This window comes from Streptomyces sp. NPDC052012 (assembly GCF_040689265.1).
GTDB lineage: Bacteria > Actinomycetota > Actinomycetes > Streptomycetales > Streptomycetaceae > Streptomyces.
The window spans coordinates 103,362-125,986 of record NZ_JBFAXA010000018.1; the positions used below are offsets into that span (position 1 = coordinate 103,362).

Annotated in this window: 18 protein-coding genes; 4 read left to right on the top strand and 14 right to left on the bottom strand. The window is 72.6% G+C overall.

Annotated features, from left to right (window positions below):
- Positions 1-152: 152 nt before the first annotated feature.
- A complete protein-coding gene (locus AB0412_RS25530) occupies positions 153-1,898 on the bottom strand; it encodes a ThuA domain-containing protein (RefSeq protein ID WP_366404896.1) in 1,746 nt (581 codons plus the stop codon).
- A 17-nt stretch (positions 1,899-1,915) separates the two neighbouring features.
- Positions 1,916-4,696, bottom strand: a complete 2,781-nt coding sequence (locus tag AB0412_RS25535; protein ID WP_366404897.1) for a PQQ-dependent sugar dehydrogenase — start codon at positions 4,694-4,696, stop codon at positions 1,916-1,918.
- Positions 4,697-5,105: 409 nt separating this feature from the next.
- On the opposite strand from AB0412_RS25535, the gene AB0412_RS25540 reads away from it, so the two are divergent.
- Positions 5,106-5,600, top strand: a complete 495-nt coding sequence (locus tag AB0412_RS25540; protein ID WP_366404898.1) for a MarR family transcriptional regulator — start codon at positions 5,106-5,108, stop codon at positions 5,598-5,600.
- 6 nt (positions 5,601-5,606) lie between these two features.
- On the opposite strand, the gene AB0412_RS25545 is transcribed toward AB0412_RS25540, so the two are convergent.
- The 6 genes from AB0412_RS25545 to AB0412_RS25570 all read right to left on the bottom strand — a co-directional run bounded on the left by AB0412_RS25545 (position 5,607) and on the right by AB0412_RS25570 (position 11,907).
- Positions 5,607-6,797, bottom strand: coding sequence for a SpoIIE family protein phosphatase (locus AB0412_RS25545; RefSeq protein WP_366404899.1), 1,191 nt, complete (start codon positions 6,795-6,797; stop codon positions 5,607-5,609).
- Between the two features lie 16 nt (positions 6,798-6,813).
- Positions 6,814-8,658: a SpoIIE family protein phosphatase gene (locus tag AB0412_RS25550; protein ID WP_366404900.1), complete on the bottom strand. Its 1,845-nt coding sequence runs from the start codon at positions 8,656-8,658 to the stop codon at positions 6,814-6,816.
- Positions 8,659-8,821: 163 nt separating this feature from the next.
- Positions 8,822-9,271, bottom strand: a complete 450-nt coding sequence (locus AB0412_RS25555; RefSeq protein WP_366404939.1) for an anti-sigma regulatory factor — start codon at positions 9,269-9,271, stop codon at positions 8,822-8,824.
- A complete protein-coding gene (locus AB0412_RS25560) occupies positions 9,271-9,690 on the bottom strand; it encodes an STAS domain-containing protein (RefSeq protein ID WP_366404901.1) in 420 nt (139 codons plus the stop codon). The genes AB0412_RS25555 and AB0412_RS25560 overlap by 1 nt, the downstream gene beginning before the upstream one ends.
- The gene (locus AB0412_RS25565; protein WP_366404902.1) at positions 9,687-10,577 is read right to left on the bottom strand and encodes an STAS domain-containing protein; all 891 of its coding nucleotides are present in this window, start codon (positions 10,575-10,577) and stop codon (positions 9,687-9,689) included. The genes AB0412_RS25560 and AB0412_RS25565 overlap by 4 nt, the downstream gene beginning before the upstream one ends.
- Before the next feature lie 169 nt (positions 10,578-10,746).
- The gene (locus AB0412_RS25570; RefSeq protein WP_366404903.1) at positions 10,747-11,907 is read right to left on the bottom strand and encodes a PP2C family protein-serine/threonine phosphatase; all 1,161 of its coding nucleotides are present in this window, start codon (positions 11,905-11,907) and stop codon (positions 10,747-10,749) included.
- 157 nt (positions 11,908-12,064) lie between these two features.
- On the opposite strand from AB0412_RS25570, the gene AB0412_RS25575 reads away from it, so the two are divergent.
- Together AB0412_RS25575 and AB0412_RS25580 are read left to right on the top strand one after the other, a co-directional pair.
- Positions 12,065-12,556 (top strand): MarR family transcriptional regulator, encoded by a 492-nt coding sequence (locus AB0412_RS25575; RefSeq protein WP_366404904.1) that lies wholly within the window; start codon positions 12,065-12,067, stop codon positions 12,554-12,556.
- 181 nt (positions 12,557-12,737) lie between these two features.
- Positions 12,738-13,541 carry an SAM-dependent methyltransferase gene (locus tag AB0412_RS25580; RefSeq protein WP_366404905.1) on the top strand — a complete coding sequence of 268 codons (804 nt, stop codon included), beginning with the start codon at positions 12,738-12,740 and terminating at the stop codon, positions 13,539-13,541.
- A gap of 123 nt (positions 13,542-13,664) precedes the next feature.
- On the opposite strand, the gene AB0412_RS25585 is transcribed toward AB0412_RS25580, so the two are convergent.
- Complete coding sequence (locus tag AB0412_RS25585) at positions 13,665-15,086, bottom strand: sugar porter family MFS transporter (protein ID WP_366404906.1); 1,422 nt, start codon at positions 15,084-15,086, stop codon at positions 13,665-13,667.
- On the bottom strand, positions 15,079-15,930 hold the full coding sequence (locus AB0412_RS25590) for a phytanoyl-CoA dioxygenase family protein (protein ID WP_366404907.1): 852 nt from the start codon (positions 15,928-15,930) through the stop codon (positions 15,079-15,081). Before AB0412_RS25590 ends, AB0412_RS25585 begins: the two co-directional genes overlap by 8 nt.
- Before the next feature lie 132 nt (positions 15,931-16,062).
- Here AB0412_RS25590 and AB0412_RS25595 point away from each other — a divergent pair, with 132 nt between their 5' ends.
- Positions 16,063-17,088 (top strand): LacI family DNA-binding transcriptional regulator, encoded by a 1,026-nt coding sequence (locus tag AB0412_RS25595; protein ID WP_366404908.1) that lies wholly within the window; start codon positions 16,063-16,065, stop codon positions 17,086-17,088.
- A gap of 30 nt (positions 17,089-17,118) precedes the next feature.
- On the opposite strand, the gene abc-f is transcribed toward AB0412_RS25595, so the two are convergent.
- From abc-f to AB0412_RS25615, 4 genes are all read right to left on the bottom strand, one after another.
- The gene (gene abc-f, locus AB0412_RS25600; RefSeq protein WP_366404909.1) at positions 17,119-18,774 is read right to left on the bottom strand and encodes a ribosomal protection-like ABC-F family protein; all 1,656 of its coding nucleotides are present in this window, start codon (positions 18,772-18,774) and stop codon (positions 17,119-17,121) included.
- A 146-nt stretch (positions 18,775-18,920) separates the two neighbouring features.
- On the bottom strand, positions 18,921-19,094 hold the full coding sequence (locus AB0412_RS25605) for a hypothetical protein (RefSeq protein WP_366404910.1): 174 nt from the start codon (positions 19,092-19,094) through the stop codon (positions 18,921-18,923).
- A 135-nt stretch (positions 19,095-19,229) separates the two neighbouring features.
- Positions 19,230-20,225 carry a LacI family DNA-binding transcriptional regulator gene (locus tag AB0412_RS25610; RefSeq protein ID WP_366404911.1) on the bottom strand — a complete coding sequence of 332 codons (996 nt, stop codon included), beginning with the start codon at positions 20,223-20,225 and terminating at the stop codon, positions 19,230-19,232.
- 234 nt (positions 20,226-20,459) lie between these two features.
- Positions 20,460-22,625: an alpha-galactosidase gene (locus AB0412_RS25615; RefSeq protein ID WP_366404912.1), complete on the bottom strand. Its 2,166-nt coding sequence runs from the start codon at positions 22,623-22,625 to the stop codon at positions 20,460-20,462.

A 22,625-nucleotide genomic window follows, 5' to 3' on the forward strand; every position in this document is an offset into this window, starting at 1 on the left:
CAGGTCTCCTTCTGCCGTGCCGGGACCCGTCGAACGGGCCCCGGCAGGGTGGGGGATGAAGAGCGGTGCGGACAGACGTGCGTGAGGCAGAGTGCCACGGAAATCGTTGATTGTCAGGAGCGCGTCAGCTCAGTTTCTTGCGTCGGAGTGCGTCACGGCAGGGTCCATTTCTGGTTGGGGCCGGTGTGGCAGGTCCACAGGTGGACCGCCGTGCCGTCGTTCCAGGTGCCGCCGGACGCGTCCAGGCACTTCGCCGACTGCGGGTTGCGCAGCGTGCCGTCCGGCTGGGCCGACCACACCTGCGCTCCCGTGCCATTGCACGTCCACAGCTGGATCTTCGTGCCGTCCGCGCTGCCGCCGCCGGAGACGTCCAGGCACTTGCCCAGCGCCCGCAGCGTGCCGTCGGACGCCACCGTCCACTTCTGCGCGCCGGTGCCGTTGCACGTCCACAGCTGCACCTGCGTACCGTCCGCCGTCTGCGCCCCCGCCACGTCCAGGCACTTGCCGTTCACCCCCTTCACCTCACCCGTGCGGGGGCCCGGCTGCTGGCCGCCGGACTGCTTGATGCGGATGTCGCGGAAGGCGACCTCGTCGCCGTCCCCGTGGTTCTGGATGCCGATGTGGCCCTGGCGCAGGCTGCGGGCCGGGTCGGTGTTGGTGAAGTCGTTGATCTTGCGGCCGTTGAGGAAGATCTCCAACCGCTCGCCGGTCACGCGGAGTTCGTAGGTGTTCCACTCCCCCGGCGGGTTCAGCGCGGCGTCGCGGGCGGCGATGTCGGCGGACTGGAAGCCGTAGACGGCGCCGGTGGTGCGGTCGGCCGCGTCGGTGGCGTCGATCTGGATCTCGTAGCCGTTGTTCACCGCCGACCACGGGTCGTCGGAGGCCGGGAAGCCGATGAAGACACCGGAGTTGTCGTCGCCGGCCGCCTTCCAGTCGAGCTTGAGGGAGTAGTCGCCGGTGAACTCCTCGGCGGAGTACCACAGCATGCCCAGCCCGCCGTGCGAGGTGAGGGTGCCGTCGGCGAGGGTGAATCCGCCGGGGCCGGCCTGGCTCCAGCCCGTGGTGGACGAGCCGTCGAACAGGGGCGTGTAGCCGGTCTCCGGACGGCAGTCGGCGTTCGTCGTGCCGGCGGCCCAGCGGATGCCGCCCAGGAGGTGCCGGCGGAAGGCCGGTTCGGTGTAGGACTCGTCGGTGTGGCCACCGCCGGTGTAGAAGGCGCGGCCTCCCTGGTAGTCCTTGCACCAGACGATCGGGTGGTCTCCGGACATGTTCCCGCCCGAGTAGCTGGACTCGTCGAGCGAGGCGAGCACATGGGCGGTGGTACGGGGGTTGGTGCGGTAGTTGTACCACTCGTCGGTGCGCTGCCAGGTGCTGCCCAGGTGGGCGGTGGCGTCGTGCGCCCGGTCCTCCACCTCGACGGTCGCGGACTGGATCGCCGGGTGCGAGTGGAACAGGGCGCCGGCCAGCCCCTCGTAGAAGGGCCAGTCGTACTCGGTGTCGGCGGCGGCGTGGATGCCGACGTATCCGCCGCCGTCCCGGACGTAACTCTCGAAAGCCGTCTGCTGGGCGGCGTTCAGCACATCACCGGTCGTCGACAGGAAGACGACCGCCTCGTACTGGGCGAGGTTGCCGCTGGTGAAGGCCCCTGCGTCCTCGGTCGCGTCGACGGTGAAGTTGTTGGCGGTTCCGAGGTCGCGCAGGGCCGCGATGCCGTCGTCGATCGAGGAGTGACGGAAGCCCGCCGTCTTGGAGAAGACGAGGACCTGGTAGGCCGGGTCCTCGTCCGCGCGTACCGCGACGTCCGCGCCCGGGGCGGGGACGGCGCCGGCCTGGTGTGCTGTCAGGAAGAGCGCGGCGCTCGCGAACAGGCCGAGAAATGCTTTGAGTTGGCTCCGCATGAACAGTCGCCTCCTTTCTACGGCAGGGTCCATTTCTGGTTGGGGCCGGTGTGGCAGGTCCACAGGTGGACCGCCGTGCCGTCGTTCCAGGTGCCGCCGGACGCGTCCAGGCACTTCGCCGACTGCGGGTTGCGCACCGTGCCGTCCGGCTGGGCCGACCACACCTGCGCTCCCGTGCCGTTGCACGTCCACAGCTGGATCTTCGTGCCGTCCGCGCTGCCGCCGCCGGAGACGTCCAGGCACTTGCCCAGCGCCTTCATCGTGCCGTCACCTGCGCGCGTCCACTTCTGGGCATCCGTGCCGTTGCAGGTCCAGAGCTGCACCTGCGTACCGTCCGCCGTCTGCCCTCCGTCCACGTCCAGGCACTTGCCGTTCACTCCCTTCACCTCACCCGAGCGGGCACCGCCGCCCGAGGTGCCGAAGGAGAACTCGTCCACGTCGAACAGGGCACCGCTGCCTCCCTTGAACACGAGGTGGAGGGACGTGGAGCCGGCCGGCTGGTCGCCGAGCGGGGCGGTCACGTTCTCGAAGGTCTCCCAGCCGCCGGTCACCGGTACGGTCGCCGTGCCGAGCAGGGTGCCGGTCGGGGATCCGGCGCGCACCTCGATCGTGCCGCCGGCGCCGGCGGAGGAGACCCGGGCGGTGAAGGTGCCGGCGTCGGCGAGGGCGTAGGGCTTGAAGGAGATCCAGTCGCCGTTCTCGATGTGGCCGACGGTCTTTCCGCCGTGGGCGGGGGCGTGGTTGACGACCTGGACGCCCGCGGAGTCGCCGTAGTGCTCGGCCTGGCGGTGGGTGGGCTGGGTGATGTGCTGGTCGTGGGTGGTGAGCGCGGGCTGGCCGTTCGCGCCCTGGTCGGTGTACTCGGCGTCGACGACACCGAAGATGTTGGCGTTGGGGTCGTGTTCGCCGTCCGCGAGGGTCTGCAGGGTGCCGGTGCAGCCGGTGGCGGAGGTCTGCGGGTGGCCGTGGCTGTCGTGGCCGACGATGAAGGTGACCTTCACCTTGGAGCAGTCGATGGTGCCGTCCTCGGGGTCGGTCACCGTGACCTTGAACGGGATCGCGTCGCCGAAGTCGTGGAGGGCGCCGTCGAGGGGCAGGTCGAGTCGCACCGTCGGCGCGGTGTTGCCGACGGTGATCTGCACGGAGGCCGTGGCGGACTTGCCGGTGGTGTCGGTGACCTTGAGCGTGGCCGTGTACTGGCCGTTGGTGGCGTAGGTATGTGTGGGGTCCGCGGCGGTGGAGGTGGCGCCGTCGCCGAACGTCCAGGCGTAGGTCAGCGCGTCGCCGTCGGCGTCGGAACTGCCCGCCGAGGAGAAGGAGACGGCCAGCGGTGCCTTGCCGGAAGTGACGTTCGCCCTCGCCTGCGCGACCGGGGCGTGGCCACCGGTGACGTGCTCGATGCGGTACAGGGCGGAGTTCTCGTCTCCGTTGAAGTAGCCGGTGCCGTAGTCGAGGACGTACAGGGCGCCGTCCGGGCCGAAGGCCATGTCCATCACCTGGGTGCCGGTCCAGGGGAAGGCGTTGATGGACTGCACGGTGCCGTCGCCGGCGGACTCGACGCGTTTGATCCAGCGGCGGCCGAACTCACCGGCGAAGAAGTCGCCGTCGTACTCCTGCGGGAACTTGACCTCGGAGGTGGACGCGGCGTCGTAGCGGTAGACGGGGCCGCCCATGGGGGACTCCGAGCCGTTGCCGAACTCGGGCACCGAGCCGCCGTTGTACGGGACCCAGGCGGGCTGGGCGGGCGGCAGGTCGGTCAGTCCGGTGTTGCGCGGTGAGGTGTTCTTCGGCGCGGCGCAGTTGAACTTCGCTCCGGAGGTGCCGGTGGCGAAGTCGTAGTCCGTGTAGGCGTCATTGGCGCCGGTGCAGTACGGCCAGCCGAAGTTGCCGGCCTTGGTGATCCGGTTGAACTCGACCTGGCCCTCGGGGCCGCGCTGGGGGTTCGCGGTACCGGAGTCGGGGCCGTAGTCGCCGAGGTACACGATGCCGGTGGCCTTGTCGACGCTCATCCGGAAGGGGTTGCGGAAGCCCATCGCGTAGATCTCGGGGCGGGTCTTCGCGGTGCCGGGCGGGAAGAGGTTGCCGGCGGGGATCGTGTACGACCCGTCGGCGTTCACCTTGATGCGCAGGACCTTGCCGCGCAGGTCGTTGGTGTTGCCGGAGGAACGCTGGGCGTCGTAGGCGGGGTTGCGGGAGGCCCGCTCGTCGATGGGGGTGAAGCCGTCCGAGGCGAAGGGGTTGCTGTCGTCGCCGGTGGACAGGTACAGGTTGCCCGCCGCGTCGAAGTCGATGTCGCCGCCGACGTGGCAGCAGATGCCGCGGGAGGCAGGCACGTCGAGGATCTTCTTCTCACTGGCGAGGTCCAGGGTGCCGTCCGTCCTCAGGACGAACCGCGACAGCCGGTTGACCCCCTCGTACGGGGCGAAGTCGGCGGCGGTGCCGTCCGCCGGGGCGTCACCGCCCGGGGTGCTGAGCTTGGGGGCGTAGTAGAGGTAGACGTGCCGGTTGGACGCGAAGTCCGGGTCCACGGCGACGCCTTGCAGCCCTTCTTCGTCATGGCTGTAGACGTCGAGCTTGCCGACCACGGTGGTCGTTCCCGCGGCGTTCGTCAGCCGGACGGTGCCGTCGCGCGAGGTGTGCAGGACGGACCGGTCGGGCAGCACCGCCAGCGTCATGGGCTCGCCCGTCTCGGCCACGCCCTTGGCGAGGGTGACCTGCTGGAACTCGGGGGCGGCGGGCGCCTCGGCGGCGTCCTGCGGGTCCGCGGGCGCCGCGGTGGCCGGAGACAGCGGCAGCATGAGGCCGACGGCGCAGGCCACGGCGGTGAGTAAGAAGCGGACGCGTCTGGGTCTGAGCGATCTCGTGCGCACAGAGGTCTCCCGATGTGGGGTGGGATGACGGCAGCCCTCAGCGGGCTGTCCGGGGGGCTACGGGCGCGCGCCGTCGCGCCGTCGACACCGGCCGGCAGCTTTTATGACCGGTTCATTTCAAGGAAGTTAGCGGGCTTCATCGAGCTCCGTAACCCGTTTCGCACAAGATCTCGTTACTTTCCCCACGGGCGGGACAAAGTGGCGTCGGCGCGTGGGTGGACGGGTGGCTGGGGGCGCGACTCGTGCGCCACAGTGGCTGCTTGCCCTCCGGCGCTCCGGGTAGAGCCTCTGAGAGGGTGATGTGCGCGCGCCCGTCTCTCACGGAAAGCGACTTTTTGTGACCCATCTCGGTGCCTCCGGCGACGATCGGGCGAAGGGACCCGTCGGCGGTCCGGAGGCCGTCGCGCTGGAGATCGCCGAGGCCGTGGAGAGCCTGACGGCCCTGTGGTCGCTCGCCGCCCAGGGCGGGCCGTTGCGGCTGTCCCTTCACCAACTGCGGGCACTGCGGGCGCTGGAGGCCGATCCCGGACTGAACCTCACCACGCTGGCCGAGCGGCTGGAGATCGGTCTGCCCACGGCGAGCCGGCTGTGCGACCGGCTGGAGGCGGCCGGTCTGCTGGAACGCGGCCCGCATCCGCTCAGGCGTCGCGAGGTGCAGCTGGGGCTCACCGCGCAGGGACGCCATGTGCTGGGCGACGTGGCCCGGCGCCGGGCGCGGGCGCTGGCCGACGTCCTGGCCGGGATGGACCCGCTCGAACGCATGGCGCTGCGCCGGGGGCTGCGGGCCTTCCTGGCGAGCCGGGACGATCCCCCCGAGCAGAAGCCCGAGTGACCGGCCCTACTCAGGGGCGCTGAGGGTGCGGCCGTTCCAGTCGAGGCAGACCACGGCGGCGTCGGCCGTCAGGTCCCCGCCGCCGAAGTGCTCCACCAGGCCGGAGACCACCGCGCGTGCGCACTCGTGCGGTGGTGTGGGCCGGGTGGCGCTGAGGACCTGGCGCAGGGCTCGCTCGCCGAAGAGGTCTCCGACCGCCGAGCGGGTGCCGTGCACCCCGGTGCTGACCGCGATCAGACGGTCGCCCGGTTCGACCTGGAAGATCTGCTCCCGGTAGTCGGTCTCCTCGAACATGCCGAGCGGCAGCTGCGCCTCCAGTGCGATCCGTTCGATGGATCCGCCCCGCACCCGGAACAGCTGCGGCGAGCCCGCGTCGACGGCCTGCACCCTGCCGGTGACCAGGTCGAACCGCAGCAGCAGGGTCGAGGCGTACACCTTGCCGCCGTACTGGGCGAACAGCGCCTGATCGGCGAGGCACGCCTGGTCGGCCAGGCCGATGCCGGCGCGGCGGGCATTGCGCAGGGCCCCGACTGCGAGGCTGGTGAGCAGGGACGCGTCGATGCCTTGGCCCATGCCGTCGGTGACGGTGAGGACGAGGTCGTCGGCGCCGGTGGACCAGTCGAAGTTGTCGCCGCCGATGGCGTAGGCGGGCTCGAGGTGGGCCCCGATGACGTACTCCTCGCGGGCGCAGCCCCGGCCCGGCAGGAGCTGCCACTGCATCTCGGCGGCGAGGGTGAGGCGGCGGGTGCGGCGGGCCTGGAGGTACAGGTCGGTGTCACGGCCCGCGGTGACGACCTCGTGGCCGAGCGCGGTGGCGAAGTCCCGGAGTTCGAGCACCGTGGCCGGGGTCGCGGCGTCGGCCGGCAGCCGGACGGAGAGCACGCCGAGCCGGTCGCCGCGCACGGTGAGGGGCAGGTGCACCACGTCGGTGCGCGGGTCAGGGGTGACCTCCACGACGGGGGTCTGTCCGGCGAAGGCGCTGCCCTCGGGGCCGTCGTGAGCGGGCACGGGCTCACCGGTGGCGGGCAGATGGGTGACCGGCTGCAGGACGGTCAGCCCGTAGTCGGCCAGCAGGAGGGTCACCTCACGGGCACCCACCCGTTCGGCCAGCAGGCGGCGCGCGGTGGCGACCAGGGCGTGCGGCGGCGCCGACCGCAGTGCGCTCTCCGCGGATGCCACCGGTTCAGAGGCGTTCACGGCGTCCCCCCCTCCCCTAGTGTCCCCTAGTGGCCTCCACGCTATCGCGGTGGGTGCCCGCTCCGGGCACACGAAGGGACACTCGGGCGGACGGCTCGGGAGTCGTACGGCACAGCAGCAGACAGACGTCGTCGTCGCGCTCGGAGTCGTGCAGCAGGGGCTTGAGCAGGGACTCGGCGCAGGCGTCCAGATCCTCTTCCACCTCGGTGTCGCCCAGCGCGGCCAGGGCCTCGCCGAGACGGTCGATGCCGGGGTCGATGCCCAGGGCCCGGCGCTCCACCAGCCCGTCGGTGTACAGGGCGAGGGTCGAGCCGAGCGGGAGGTCGGCCGTGTGTTCCTCGTAGTCGTAGGGGACGGGGACGCCCAGCATGATGCCGGGCTTGGCGTCGAGGACGCGCACGGTGCGGTCGGGGTGGCGGGCGACGAGGGGCGGATGCCCGGCTGCGGCCCAGACCAGTTCGGTGTCACCGGGCCGGAAGCGGGCGACGACGGCGGTGGCGTACAGGTCGGGCTGCTGGTGGCGGAGCAGATGGTGCAGGCGGGTGAGGATCCGGGCCGGGCCGTCGCCCTCCACGGCGTAGGCCCGCAGCGCGGTGCGCAGTTGCCCCATCATGACGGCGGCGCGCAGCCCGTGCCCGGTGACGTCTCCCATGACGGCGAGCACGCTTCCGTCGGGCTGTTCGAAGGCGTCGTACCAGTCGCCGCCGATGTTGAGTCCGCGGGTGGCCGGCAGATAGCGGGCGGCCAGCGTCAGGCCCGTGGGGTGGGGCAGTTCGGTGAGCTGGACGCGCTGCAGGGCCTCGGCGATGTCGCGGTGCTGTTCGTAGCGGCGGGCGTGGTCCAGGGCGATGCCGGTGCGGCGGGCCAGTTCGACCAGCATCACGGAGGCGTCCGGGTCGAAGCGGGGGCCGGGTGCCGTCAGGGTCACCACGCCCAGCGTCCGGTGCGCCGTCAGCGGGATGCTCAGCAGCGGCCGGGTCGGGGCCAGCGCGGACGGCGGCAGGTCGCCTACGCCGGGCAGGCCGCCGGGGTGTGCGGCGGCGTGCTGGGGGCGGCCGGTGCGGGCGGCGATCACCGCTGCGGCGGGACGGCCGGTGCGGGCGGCGGTCGAGGCGGCGGGACGGCCGTCGTGGCGGGGTGCCTGCTCGTCGTCGAAGAGCCAGATGTCGAGCTGCTCGGCGTAGGCCGGGACCAGCAGTTCGGTCAGGCGCCGCAGGATGTCCTCGTGGTCCAGTGACGCGGCCACGGCGGCGCTGGCGTGGGCGAGGAACGTCAGCAGGCGGCGGGCGTGCTCCGCCTCGGCCCGGGCGTTGCGTTCGGCGTCGAGCAGTTCGCGCTGGACCAGGGCCGCCGCGTCGAGTTCGGCGTGCAGCGCCAGTACGCCCTGATTGGTCTCGTGCAGCTCCTCGCGGTGGAAGCGCATCAGGGATTCCTGTTCGTCCAGCCGCTCCAGGAGCACCGCGGTGTCCTCGTCGGCGGCCAGGACGGCCTCGGCCAGCCGGGTCGCGCCGGTGCCGGGCGATGGGGCGGCGCCGATGCGGTGGGGCGGTGCGGGGCACGCGAGCGTGCACTGCCAGGGCGGCGCCTGCCGCGGCGGATGACCGGCCGGTCGTACGGCGACGTGCAACTCCCCCGCGACCGCGCGGGCGTACGCGTCCGGTGCGGCGGGCCGGACGGTGAAGACGACCTCGGCTCGGCCCGCGCTCAGGCACCGCCGCAGCTCGGTGGAGAAGGCGGCGAGGAAGCGTGCGCGTTCCACGGCCGGCACCTCGGCGTCCGCCGTGAGCCGGGCCGCGTGGGTGCGGGCGTGGGCGGCGTCCGCGGCGGAGCTGATCGTCCGGATGTCAGGGGCGTCGGTCATCGGCAGTCCGGCGGTCGGGGAAGGGTACGGCCACGCCGGCGTCGCCCCGGAACGGGCGGGCGGCGGTTGCCGGAGCCACGCACGAGGGCGGCGAGCGACGCGGCCGGGTCGCGGGTGCGCGGCGGGCGGGCGTCGTCGGGGGCGGGGATGTCCCGGGGCCCGCTCATGGCGTGCCCGGGCGGCGTGCTGGGGGAACGACGGAGTTCCAGGAGACGACGGTCACGGTCGTGCCGCGGCCGGGCTCGGTGTCGACGGTGAGGTCGTGGACGAGCCGTTTCGCGCCGCTCAGGCCCAGGCCGAGACCCCCACCGGTGCTGTAGCCCTCGGTCATCGCCAGGCCGATGTCGCGGATGCCGGGGCCGTTGTCGCTGAACGACAGCCGCAGTCCCGAAGGGTGCTCGTCGTCCAGCGGGACGATGTCCACGTGTCCCCCGCCGCCGTGGACGAGGGTGTTGCGGGCGAGTTCGCTGGCCGCGGTGACCAGTTTGGTGAGGTGGACGAGGCTGAAGCCGAGCCCGGCGGCGATGTGCCGCACGTGCTGCCGGACCCGGGCCAGGTCGGCGTCCGAGGCGATCGGCAGGCTGGCCGGGGCGGAACGGCGGGAGGCCGGCATCATGTCCTCCCCCCGGGGGCGGGCGGGCCGGCCGGTGTGCCGCGCCGGAGCAGTTCCACGGCACGCTCGGTGTCCCGGGCGGTGGCCGGGCCGGGCAGCGCGAGCCCCAGCTCGACGAGGGCGATCGCCACGGCGGGCCGTATGCCGGCCGGCACGGTCCGGGCGGCCGGCAGCCGGGCACCGGCGGCGATCTCGGAGAGGACGCGTCCGAGGAACGAGCCGACGACGTCCACGCCGGAGAGGCCGATCACCGCACCCGAGACTCCGCCGCGGGCGGCACGCCGGGCGAGATCCTGACGGAGCTGCTCGGCGAGCCCGTCGCGCACCTCGCCCCGCAGGGCGACCAGCAGGATGTCCCCCAGGGCCCTTACGGGCACCCGGGCCGCGGAGTCGGTGGAGCCGGCGAGGGAGAAGGTCACAAGACGCTCGCCCCCGCCGTGTGCGGGGATGCCTCGAGCCTGCTGAGCGTGTAGGCCAGGGCGTCGGCCAGTGAGGAGTGGGTGAGGACCGTCCCGAGGTCGATGCCGAGGTGCACGATGGTCTGCGCGATCGCGGGGCGGATACCGGAGACGACGCATTCGGCGCCCATCAGCCGGGCGGCGGCCACCGTCTTCATCAGGTGCTGGGCAACGAGCGAGTCGACCGTGGGCACGCCGGTGATGTCGAGGATGGCATAGCGGGCGCGCTGGTCCACGATCGCCTCCAGCAGGCTCTCCATCACCACCTGGCTGCGGGCGCTGTCCAGGGTGCCGATGAGGGGTACGGCGACGACGCCCTCCCACAGCGCGATGACGGGGGTGGCCACTTCGAGCAGCTGCTGGCGCTGACGCTCGATCAGTTCCTTCCCGGCGCTGAGTGCCCGCTCCATGACCACCAGGCGCAGGGTGCCCATGAGCACGGTGAGGGCCAGCACGCTCTCGTGGGCCCGGGGATCGGACGGGTCGGCGAACTCGGCGCGCAGCAGGGACACGGCCGGCGACCGCAGTGCGGCCACCTCGTCGGCGATCTGCGCCGGGCTCAGTCCCGCACGGGCCCGGGAGGCGGCCGTCCGCCCCAGCTGATCGCATACCGCCTCGAATCCGGGGGCCGCGATGTCCTCCAGCCGCCCGGACCCGGCCACCACGGCGAGGGCGTCGACGACGGACTTGCAGGCCTCGACCGCCTCGTCCCTGGAAAGGGTGAAGACGGTGCGGAACAGAGCGGCGTCGGCCCACCGTTGGGCAATCTGCTCGCGGGAGCGCTCCAGGAAGGCCCCCACCTGCTTCGCCGCCGGCTCGCGGGTCGTGTCCTGCTCCAGCACGTGCACCGTCTCCCTCAGTACCGCCGACGGCTTCTGCGACCACTCGCTCGACGCAGAGCCATTAATTGCCGCATGACAAACATTAGCCGTGGCGGCGTCGACCGAACAACAGGTGATCATCACTCTTTGGAGGGGCATCGGCGGCCTCGCCGACGACCCCCGGCCCCGCCGCGCGTCACCTGCCGTGCCAGTCCAGGCAGACCACCAGGGCGTCGTCGTCCGGGACGGGTCTGCCGCGGTGGCCGGTGAGTTCCCGCAGGATGGCGCGCGGCACCTCGGCGGCCGGCAGCAGACGCGTGGCCGTGATCGCCCGGGTCAGGGCCGCCTCCCCGTACGCCTCGCCCTGCGGGGAGGCGTCCGCGTAGACGCCGTCGCTGACGAAGACCAGCCGGTCGCCGGGCTCGACGCGGAACTCCTGGGCCACGTAGTCGGTCTCCTCGAACATGCCGAGGGGCAGCTGCGCGTCGAAGGTGATGCGGTCCACGGTGCCGCCGCGCAGCCGCAGCATCTGCGGGGAGCCCGCGTCCACCACCCAGGCGCGGCCGGTGGCGAGTTCGAAGTCGAACATCAGCACCGACAGGTAGCAACGGCCCCGGTAGTGGGCGTAGATGGCCTGGTCGGCCAGGGCGGCCTGGTCGGCGATGGGGATGCCGGCCCGGCGGGCGTTGCGCAGGGCGTTGATGGCCAGGTTCGTCAGCAGGGATGCCTCTATGCCCTCGCCCATGCCGTTGGTGACGTAGAGCATGAGGTGGTCGGCGGTGGCGGACCAGTCGAAGTTGTCGCCGAAGATGGCGTAGGCGGGCTCCAGTTGGGCGCCCAGCTCGTACTCGGGCCGGGCGCAGGAGCGGCCGGGCAGGAGCTGCCACTGCATCTCGGCGGCGAGCGTGAGGCGGTCCTTGCGGCGGGCCTGGAGGTAGATGTCGGTGTCCCGTTCGGCGACGATCACCTCGTGGGCGAGCACCTCGGCGATCTCGCTCAGCTCGCCCAGGTGGCGCCGTGCCTGCTCCTCGCCGCGCAGGGTCACCGTCAGCACGCCGAGCCGGTCCCCGCGCACGGTGACCGGGAGGTGCAGGCGCACCAGGCCGTCGCCCGCGGGTTCCACGAACGGCTCCTGGGCGCCGAACGCCCGGCCGGCGGCGCTGTTGTGCACCGGCACGGGGTCGAGGGTGTGCGGCAGGACGGACACGGGTTGCAGGACGGTCAGGCCGTAGTCGGCCATGAGCAGCTCGACCGAGTCCGCCTGGTACTGCTCGGCCAGAGTGCGGCGGGCCGCGTCGAGCAGCTCGTGGGGTGCCGCCGTGCGCAGGGCGCGCTCGGCGGTCACGAATCTGTTCACGATGGTAAGTACACCAATCTTTCGCCGGACACCTGTGGACCTCGCCCGGACGGGGAGGACCGCTCCATCGGCCGCGCCGGTCGGGGAGTCGATCCTGACCGGCTCGGGCGTCTGGTACGCCTAGTACGCTGACAGCCACCCCAGTGCCTGCGAGAGTGTGATCGTGACTTCCTTCCGCCGACGCCCAGAGCCGCACGAGATCGCCGCACGCGTGACCTCAACGGCCGCGGAGCTGCTGGAAGTCCTGTGGGGCCGGGCCTCGACCGCGCCCGCGTCCGCCTCGCAGCTGCGGGTGCTGTTCATCCTGGAGCACCACGAGGGGATCAACCTGCGCACCCTCGCCGACTCCCTCGCCTCCACCCCGCCGTCGACCAGCCGGCTGTGCGACCGGCTGCAGGCCGCGGGCTTCGTCGACCGCATGGTGAGCCCGCACGACCGGCGCGAGGTGCGGCTGTACCTCAGCGGCCGGGGGCGCGCGTTCCTCGCCGATCTGCGGGTGCGCAGGGAGCGGGCGCTGCAGACGGTGCTGGAGCAGATGCCTGCCGCCGAGCGCGTGGCGCTGGTGCAGGGACTGGAGGCGTTCTGCGCGGTGGCCGCGGCGCAGATACACGACGAGGGCGCCGAGGACCGGCGCGACCGGACCGCCTGACCTCCCGTCACTGCCTCACCTCCTCCGCACCCCGCCGTCCCCGCGCACGCCGTCAGGGTTACTGTGTTGCCTGGTGAGCATAGTTGTCAAATGGCAACTGTTTGCCGGTCCGGCGGTCAACAGGGCGCTGGAACGCAGGGATTTGATCCGTCCGACGGCGACCCTGTGTGAAGCTGTCGCCATGGAATCTTCGCGTGATGACGTCAGGGCCAGGCTGCAGACCGATCGCCCTCATTCCGCCCGGGTCTGGAACTATCTGCTGGGAGGCAAGGACAACTACCCCGTCGACAGCGAGGTCGGCGACGTCATCCTGTCGAAGTTCCCCGAGTTCGCGGCCGTCGCCCGGCTTCAGCGGCAGTTCCTCGCCCGCGCCGTGCGCTTCCTGGTGCAGGAGGCCGGCATCCGGCAGTTCCTGGACATCGGCACGGGGCTGCCCACCGCGGACAACACGCATGAGCTGGCCCAGCGCATCGCGCCCGAGAGCCGCATCGTGTACGTCGACAACGATCCGCTCGTCCTGGTGCATGCCGAGGCCCTGCTCACCAGCACCGCCGAGGGAGCCTGCGCGTACATCGACGCCGATGTGCGCGACCCGGACCGGATCCTGGCCGAAGCCTCGAAGACCCTGGACCTCGACCGCCCGGTCGGCCTGACCATGCTCGGGATCCTGGGGCAGATCTCCGACGCCGACCGGCCGGCGGAGCTGGTGAGCGCCCTGCTGTCGGGACTGCCCTCGGGCAGCTGGCTGGCCCTGAGCGACGGCACGAACTCCGACGAGGCGCTCAACAGGGCGGTCGAGGCGTACAACCAGCAGTCGGCCAACACCTATCACCTGCGGTCCCCGCAGCAGATCGCCTCCTTCTTCGCGGGGCTGGACCTGGTGGAGCCGGGCGTCGTGCCCACGGCCGCCTGGCGCCCGGACGCCGGCCGGCCCGAGCAGGACACTCCCGACGTCTCGGTCTGCGGGGTCGCGGTCAAGAGCTGACCGTCCGGCAGGGAGGCGGCACCGGCCGGGGCGGGGCACCGGGAGACGGCGCGGCCCCCTCTGCCGTGATGTGTGGTCACGGCAGACGGGGCGGCGCAGGCGCTCGGCAGCGGGCGCGGGGGCTCAGGAGCGCTCGAGGGCCTTCCGGAAGGAGCCGCCGCGCTGCAGCGCGCGTTCGATGCTCTCCAGGGATCTCCCGCGGGTCTCCGGCACCTTCGCCGCGACGAACGCGATGCACGCGAGGTTCATCACGGCGTAGACGAAGAAGGTGCCGGAGCGGCCGATCGCCTCGATGGCGGTCAGGGCGGTCACCGCGATCAGCAGGTCGACGCCCCACAGGGTGACGGTGGCCAGGCTGGTCGCCGGGCCGCGCACGCTCAGCGGCAGGATCTCCGGGCCGAGGAGCCAGACCACCGCCTGGATCCCGATGCCGTTGAACAGGATGTACGCGAACAGGGCGACGATCACCGTCCAGCGCTGGGCCGCCGAGCCCTCCGGGCCGAGGAAGGCGAGCGCCATGACCGCCATGGCGAGACCGGAGCCCGGCAAAAACCACAGCATGATGCGCCGGCGGCCCACCCGGTCCACGGCGATCGCACCGACCACACCGGCGATCACCAGCATCACGCCGATCCCGACGCCGGTGAGCAGGGCGACCGAGTCTCCGAACCCCGCGTCCACGAGGATCGTCGGCGCGTAGTAGACGACGGCGTTGATGCCGGTCAGCTGGGAGAAGGCCGCGATGCCGACGGCGATCAGGAGGGCGGGGCGCAGCCAGTGCTGCCGCAGGTCGCGCCAGCCGCCGCCGGGAGCCGCGGTGACCACCCCGGTGATCTCGTCGATCTCGCGGCGGACGTCCGTGCCGGGCGGCCGCAGCCGGGTCAGCACCGTCGCCGCCTGCTCGCTGAGGCCGCGCTCCACGAGCCAGCGCGGACTCTCGGGCAGGAACAGCATGCCGACGCCCAGGACCACGGCGGGCAGGACGGCCAGGCCGAACATCAGACGCCAGCCGCCGGTGTCCGCCAGTGCCCAGCCGCAGATGTACGCGATGAGCTGCCCGCAGGCGACCATCAGCTGGAACAGCACCATGAGCCGGCCCCGGATCCTGGCGGGGGCGACCTCGGCGATGTAGACCGGCACCATGTTGGAGGCGCCGCCGACGGCGAGGCCGAGGGCGAAGCGCGCGGCGACGAGGCTGCCCGTGCCGGGTGCCGCAGCCGCCGCAGCGGCTCCCAGGGCGAACACCGCCGCGACGCCGATGACGACCTTGCGGCGTCCGTGGCGCACGGCCAGGCGCCCCGCGAGGAGTGCTCCCACCATCGCGCCGAGCAGGATGACGCTGACGACGATCTCCTGCTCGCGGGAGGTCAGGTGCAGGTCGTCGCGCAGGTGCAGCAGGGCCCCGGAGATGATGCCGGTGTCGTAGCCGAAGAGCAGGCCGCCGAGTGCGGACACGGCCGAGACCGCGTACACCGCGGCGGGGACCTTCCGCGGGTCGCCGGCGGGCGCCTCGGCGCCTGAGGATGCGGTGACGAGCTCAGGCATCGCCCATGACCAGACCCTCGATGGTGTGCTTCTGCGTCACCGGCTCCAGCACGTCGACGATCGGGCAGTCCAGGTGGCGGCGGACCCGCTCGGGCAGGGACTCCCAGTAGGCGCGGGTCACGGCCGTGTCGTGCCGGTCGCCGTTGGCGGCCTCGGGGCCGTCCACGCCCAGGACCAGCACCGGGCGCGACTTCGATGAGTTGTTCTTGGTGCCGCGGTGGATGGTCAGCGCGGTGCGCGCCGAGATGTCGCCGCGCTGCGGGTACTTGCGCACGGCCAGTTCCTCGTAGCGCGGGTAGTGCGACCGGGGCGGGAACATCCCGTGGCCGAACTCCGGGCTGTCGTCCCACTGGGTGCCCGGTGCGATCTCGAAGGGGCCCATGTCCTCCTGGGTGTCGACGGCCGTCACGTTGAAGGCGAGGGAGGTCAGCCGCCGCTCGGCGCGGGTCTCCTCCGGCATGGGGAAGTCCCGGTGCCAGGGCTGGTTGACGGCGCCCTCCAGCGGGACGTCGAAGCCGAGCTCGACGATGCGGTAGTCGGGGCCCAGGACGGCGGTGCAGACGGAGCGCACCCAGGGGTGGTCGACGAGGTCGACGAAGCCGCGCATCTGCTCGGGGTGGATCTCCACGTAGTAGCGGTGCGGTCCGCGGCCCACGGCGCCGCCGGGCCGCTCCAGTGCCTCCCGGAAGGCCCGGTCGATGTCCTCGCGCAGCTGGTCGGCCCATTCCGGGGTGAAGGCACCCTTGCGCGCCGTGATGCCGTCCGAGTACAGGGCCTCGACGTCGGCCGCCACGTCCACATCGAGGTCGGCCGGGTCGATACCGGGGTAGGCGTGCGGACTCATGGGTGTGCCTCCTTGCACGTGCGGCGGAACTGTCCCGCACATGTTGCATCGTTGAATTCAACGTGGCAATACCCTCTGGCTTGTTTCTGGAGCGATCTTGGTCGGGGTGGCACGGCATGCCACGATGTGCGGGTGAGCAGCAGCCTTAAAGACGTAGCCGCCCGCGCCGGGGTCTCGGCGCGCACCGTGTCGAACGTGGTGAACGGGACCGCCCGCGTCTCCGAGGAGACCCGCAGGCGGGTCCAGGAGGCCATCGACGAGCTGGGATACCGCCCGAACCTCGCCGCACGCAGCCTGCGGGCCGGCCGGACCGGCATCATCGGGCTCGCCATCCCGGAGCTGCACTCGCCCTACTTCAGCGAGCTCGCCGGGCTCCTGGTGGACGAGGCGGGACGCCGGTCCTGGACGGTGATCATCGACCAGACGCACGGGGACGCCGAGGCGGAACGGCGGCTGCTCAAAGGCGACGGCGGCCGGGTGATGGACGGCCTGATCATCAGCCCCTGGGCGCTGGAGGCCCAGGAGGTGGCGGACATCGCGCGCCCGCTGCCCGTCGTGCTGCTCGGTGAGCGCAGCCCCCAGGGCCGGGCGGACCGCGTGGCGGTGGACAACGTCGCCGCGGCGGACGAGGCGACCACCCACCTGCTGTCGCTGGGACGCCGTCGCGTCGCCGCCATCGGCCTGCAACCGCATCTCCACAACGGCACGGCCGAGCAGCGCGCCGAGGGCTACCGCAGGGCGCTGCGCCGTGCGGGCCTCACGCCCGAGCCACGGTGGGAGCGGACGGTGGACGCGCTGCACCGGGAGGACGGCGCGCGGGCCATGGCCGAACTGCTCGACGGGGACGCCGCCCCGGACGCGGTGTTCGCCTTCACCGACGAACTGGCGCTGGGCGCCCTGCACATGGCCCACGCCCGGGGCGTACGCGTGCCGCAGGAGCTGGCGATCGTCGGGTTCGACGACATCGAGGACGGCCGGTTCAGCCATCCGCCGCTGACCACGGTCTCCCCCGACAAACGCCAGATCGCCCAGCGGGCCCTGCAGTGCCTGGCGGACCGCATCTACAGTCCGGACAATGACGTGCCCGCCTCGGATCTGACGATCCCGCACCGGCTGGTGGTGCGCGGGAGCACCGGTCCGGAGGCACGGGCGACCTGATCCGCGCCCCGGCAGCAGGGCCCTTCGGGCTCAGTGCCTGCGGCCGGCCCGCAGTTCCAGTTGCTCTCCCCCGAAGTGTGCGCGGAAGGCGCGGTCGTGCGAGACCGCGACCACCGCGCCCGGGTACGCCGCGAGCGCGGCCTGCAGGTCCTCGACCAGGTCGAGCGCGATGTGGTTCGTCGGCTCGTCGAGGACGAGGAGGTCCGCGGGCCGGGTCACCAGGCGGGCGATCTGCAGCCGCCGCTGCTGTCCCGCGGACAGGGCGGCCACCGGGACGTGCAGGTCCTCCTCGCGGAACAGGCCCAGGGACAGGAGCTGTTCCGCGTACTCGTCCGGCGCTCCGGGACGCCCGGCGGCGAACGCGGCGAGCAGCGGGAGCCGCGTGGTGTGCGCGGGCAGCTCCTGTGCGAGGTAGCCGGTCCGGGCGGGGCGGTGTGCCGTGCCCGCGTCCGGTTCGAGGTCGCCCGCCAGGACACGCAGCAGCGTCGTCTTGCCCGCGCCGTTCTCGCCGGTGACGAGGAGCCGCTGTCCGGGCGCGATCGTCAGGAGCCCGTCCAGACGCAGGCGTTCGCCGACGCGTACGCCGTCGAGCTCGGCGAGCGGGCCCTCGGCCGGGACGCCCGCCGCCGGCAGCCCCGCGGTGAAGCGGAGGGGTGCAGGTGGCTCGGCCACCGGGTTGCGCCGCAGCTGGGCCAGGCGCTCGCGGGCGGCGCGCACCTGCCCGCCGAGCTTCGCCTCGCTGGAGCGGCGGTGCTTGCCGAATCCCTGCTTCGGATCGCGGCCGGTGGTGGCGAGCCGCCTGGCCGCGGCCTCGAGCAGTTCCTCCGTGCGGGCGACCTCCTCGACCCAGTCCGCGTACCGCTGTTCGGCGCCGCGCCGGGCGGCGGACTTCGCGGCGCGGTAGCCGGCCCAGCCGTCGCCGTACCGGCGCACCGTGCGCTCGTCCCGGTCGACCTCGAGGACGGTGGTGGCGATGCGCTCCAGGAAGCCCCGGTCGTGGGTGACGGCGACGACGGTGCCGCGGTGGGCGCGCAGGTGCTCCTCCAGCCAGCGCACGGCCGCCGCGTCGAGGTGGTTCGTCGGCTCGTCCAGCAGCAGCAGTTCGGGGGCGGCGGCCAGGACACAGGCGAGCGCGAGCCGCGACTGCTCGCCGCCGGACAGCGTGCCGAGCGGGCGGTCACGGGTGATCCGGGCGAGCCCGAGCCCGTGCATCGCGGCGTCCACCCGGGCGTCGGCCTCGTACCCGCCGCGTTCCTGGTACGCGGTCAGCAGGTCGCCGTAGGCGGCGAGTTCGTCGTCCGAGGCGTCGGCAAGGCACTGCTCGGCCGCACGGAGCCTGCTTTCCATGTCCCGCAGGTCGGACAGGGCGAGGTCGACGGCGTCCTGCACGGTGCAGGAGGCGTCGAGGTCGAGGGTCTGGGCGAGATGGCCGGTGCCGCCGGGGAAGCTGACGGTGATCTCCCCGGTGTCCGGCAGCTCGATCCCGGCGAGCAGCCGCAGCAGGGTGGACTTGCCGGATCCGTTCTCGCCGATGACGGCGGCCTTCTCGCCCGGCCGGACGGTGAAGCCGACCTGGTCGAGGACGGTGCGGGTGCCGTAGGACTTGGTGACGTCCCTGACGGACAGCTGCGCCACGGCGGTGGGGGCGACGGTGGGCAGGGTGGTGGTACGAGCGCGGTCGCGCATATGGCTTTCCCCGGGCATGCGAAGGGTCTACGGGCGGCAGAGACGGCGGCATCGGCCGTGCCCGGAATCAGACGAAGAAGAGGAAAGCCATGCCGACACCATAGCAAGACGAACCGTCTCGTTTCAACAGCGTCGGTCGCAGCAGGTCAGAGGTCCAGCGTGCCGAGATCACGACGGAGAACGGCGCGGGCCGCTCCGGTCGTGTCCTCGGGCGCCTGCCTGGCTGCCTGGTAGTCCGGCGACGGGACCGTGGAGCCGGCGGCGAACACCTCGCGGATCTCCCGCAGCGAGACATACGACGCCTCGGTCGCCGATGCCATCTCGTCGGACAGTCCGCGTAGAGGTTGCGGCGATCCAGCAGCTCGTTGACGGCCCCGAGCCCCGTGCCCACCAGAGTCGCCCACTCCACGCCGAGGGCTGGGGCCATACAGCGACGTCTGACGGGCGGTGCGGCCTCACACCGAGGCGCGGGCCACGAACTCGGCCTTGACGTGCACCGTCTTGTGCACCTTCCGCCGGCCGTTCAGGCGTTCGGTGAGCAGCCGGGCAGCGGCCCGGCCGACATCGGCCGCCGGATACCGGATGGTCGTCAGCCGAGGGCGGACCAAGGACGCGAAGGAGGCGTCGTCATGGCCGATGAGGGCGACGTCGCCGGGTATGTCGATGCCGAGTTCGTGGGCCTTGTCCATGGCGCCGACGGCGATCACGTCGTTGCCGCAGAAGACCGCGTCGGGACGGTAGCGGCGGCTCATGAGGTCGCCGAATCCGGCCGCACCCGCTTCCCGTGTGTGCTCACCCCTGACCACCAGTTCGTGCGGCAGCGACATACCGAACTGGAGGGCCAGCGCTCTGAGTTGCTCCAGCCGGGGATCCCCGCCCGTGGCGTCCCGCGGGCCCGCGATCATGGCGATGCGCCGCCGCCCCGCCCCGGCCACCTGCTCCAGCGCACGCCGGGTCGCCACACGGGCGTCGGGGGTCACGAGATCCATCGGCCCGAAGGAGACGTCAGCGCTGACGACCACGGGCATACCGGCGTCGACGACCGGCTGGAAGTCACGCGGCTTGAGCCGGAACGGCGTGATGATGACGCCCGCGAATCGCTGCTGGACCGCCTCGGCCAGCAGGGCCTTCTCCTCGTCGCGGCGGGCGCGGGTGTTGCAGACGACGACATGCAGCCCGAGGCCGCGCAGTTCCTCCTGAAGGGTCGCCGCGAGCTGGGCGAAGAAGGGGTTCGCGATGTCCGGCACGATCAGCGCCACCAGGCTCGACCGGCCGGTCCGCAGGCTGCGCGCCGTGACATTGACGGTGAACGACAGCTCCTCGATCGCGGCTTCCACCACGGCCCGGGTCTCGGGCGCCACCGGTCGCTTGCCGGAGAGCACGTAGGAGACCGTGGCGGACGACACCCCTGCCGCACGGGCGACATCGGCCATGGTGACCCGCTCTCGCACCACACACGCTCCCTTCGACGGCCACCCTACTTCACGTGCGGCAAGACCGAGAAAGCGCTCTCCGCGCCGGGCTCGGCCGACGCCACGGGACCGCTCGCGGCACTCCCGGCTGCGGGCGACGCACGGGAGTGAGCCGTGGGCCGGCCCGCCGCAGCCGCTGTCCCGACGGCGGCACGACGCACCGTCCGCGACGGCCGCCCGGCGACGCGCCGGGGCCGCTGGACGTCCGTCCCGTCAGCTCACGACACGGCGCAGCCGGACCAGGGCGCTCGCCCAGTCGCCCGGCGGCAGCGCGGGCAGCGGCAGGCCGAAGCCCATCAACGTCGCTCCCGACCACTCGCGTCCGGTGTCCTCGTCGCGGTAGCGGGCCGCCGCGTCCAGTCCGCGCAGGCGCAAGGGCGGCTCCGCGGGGCCGAACGCGGTACTGGGCCGCCAGACCAGGACGACGGCCCGGTCCCCGTCGGCGTACTGCACCGCCGTCAACGGCCCGGAGCCGGGCGCCAGGAGGCGGTACTGCTCTCCCCGCTGCACCACGGGACGGATGTCCTTGTACACCCCGATCAGGTCCGCGGCCTCAGCGAGTTCCGCCTCCGTCCAGCGTGTCAGATCCCCGCCGAGGCCGAGCACCCCGGCCATGGCGCTGTGGAAACGGAACCGCAGCGGCACCGCCCGACCGGTCAGCGGATTGGGGCTGTCGGTCACCCACGCCGACATCACGCCCGCCGGGTACAGCCCGCTGAAACCGTGCTGGATGCGCAAGCGGTCCACGGCGTCGGTGTTGTCGGACGTCCACACCTGGTCGGTGCGGCCCAGGATGCCCGGGTCGACGCGTCCGCCCCCGCCCGCGCACGCCTCGATGCGCAGGTCCGGGAACTCCGCCCGCAACTGGTCCAGCACCCGGTACAGCCCCCGGGCGTGATCGACGTGCGCCCGCCGGGCGTCGGGCCCGCCCGCGCGCGTGCCCGCCTCGGTGAACGAGCGGTTGAAGTCCCACTTGAGGAAGTCGACCGTGTTCTCGGTCACCAGCCGGCGCAGCTGTCCCAGCGCCCAGTCGGTCACCTCCGGCCGGGAGAAGTCCAGCACCAACTGGCGCCGCAGTTCGGTGGCGGTGCGGCCGGGGGCATGCAGGACCCAGTCCGGGTGGGCCCGGTACAAGTCGCTGTCGGCGTTGACCATCTCCGGCTCCACCCACAGACCGAACGCCATTCCCAGGCGGTGCACCTCGTCGGCGAGCGGACGCAGGCCCCGCGGGAACCGCCCGGGATGCGGCGTCCAGTCACCGAGTCCCGACCGGTCGTCGTCACGGCCGCGGAACCAGCCGTCGTCGAGCACGAACAGCTCGGCACCGACGGAGGCGGCACGGCGGGCGAGGGCGATCTGGTTCTCCTCGCTCACTTCGAACGACGTGGCCTCCCACGAGTTGTACAGCACGGGCCGCAGCTCCTGCGGGTGGGGCAGGACGTGCGCGCGGAGGTGGCGGTGGAAGGCCCGGCTCGCACCCCCGAAGCCGCCCCTGGTGTACAGCGCCAGACTGACCGCTGTGCGGTGCCGCCCACCGGGCGCGAGGCGCAGCTCGGCAGCCTCGTGCCCCTCGTTCGCCAGGACGCCGGTCCGGCCGGCGGCCGTGCGCTGCGCGGTGATGTGCCAGCTCCCGCTCGCGGCGAGGGCGACGAGCCACACCTCCCCGTGCTCCTCACCGGCGTCTGCGGGATCGAGGGCCACCCAGGGGTTGGCGTGGTGTCCCGTGTGGCCGCGTCTGCTGCCCAGCACCGTCTCGCCGACCGGCAACTGCGCCCGCTGGAGGCTGCCTTCGGCGGACCAGCCCCCGTGCACGGAGCTGATCCGCCAGTCCGGCCGCTGCGGCAGCGGCCAGTGGGCGGAGGCGTAGCTGACCAGCAGGACGTCGCCGTCCTCCGGCGTGCCCGTGTGCACGAACTCGGTCCAGCGCTCCACCACGTCGCCGTCCGGCGGGACGCGGTAGTGCAGGTGCCAGGCCAGCGGCCGGGTGCGGTCCCGCAGGAGGACGACCACATGGTCGTGTTCGAGCAGGACGACGTCCTGGACGGTCGCTTCGACGGGGCTGCTGCCGTCGGCGAGCCGCACCTCGAAGGCGGGCACACCGAAGCGGGCCCCGCCGTCGGCCGGGTACTCCTCGGTGCCGTCCCAGCGGCCGGCGAAGCTGTTGTCGTGATCGCTCCACAGCGGCAGGGCCGCCGCGTCGGCGAGCGGCACCGGGGCGCCCCAGTGGACGTGCCGCACCGTGCCCCCGGCCCGGTCGACCCGGAAGACGTAGGCGCTGCGGGCGGTGCGCAGCAGCACGGTGCCGCTGTCCTCGTCCATCTCCACGCGGCGTGGCGCGCCGGTGGACGACGAGGCCGGACGGGCGGGCGTGGTCGTCAT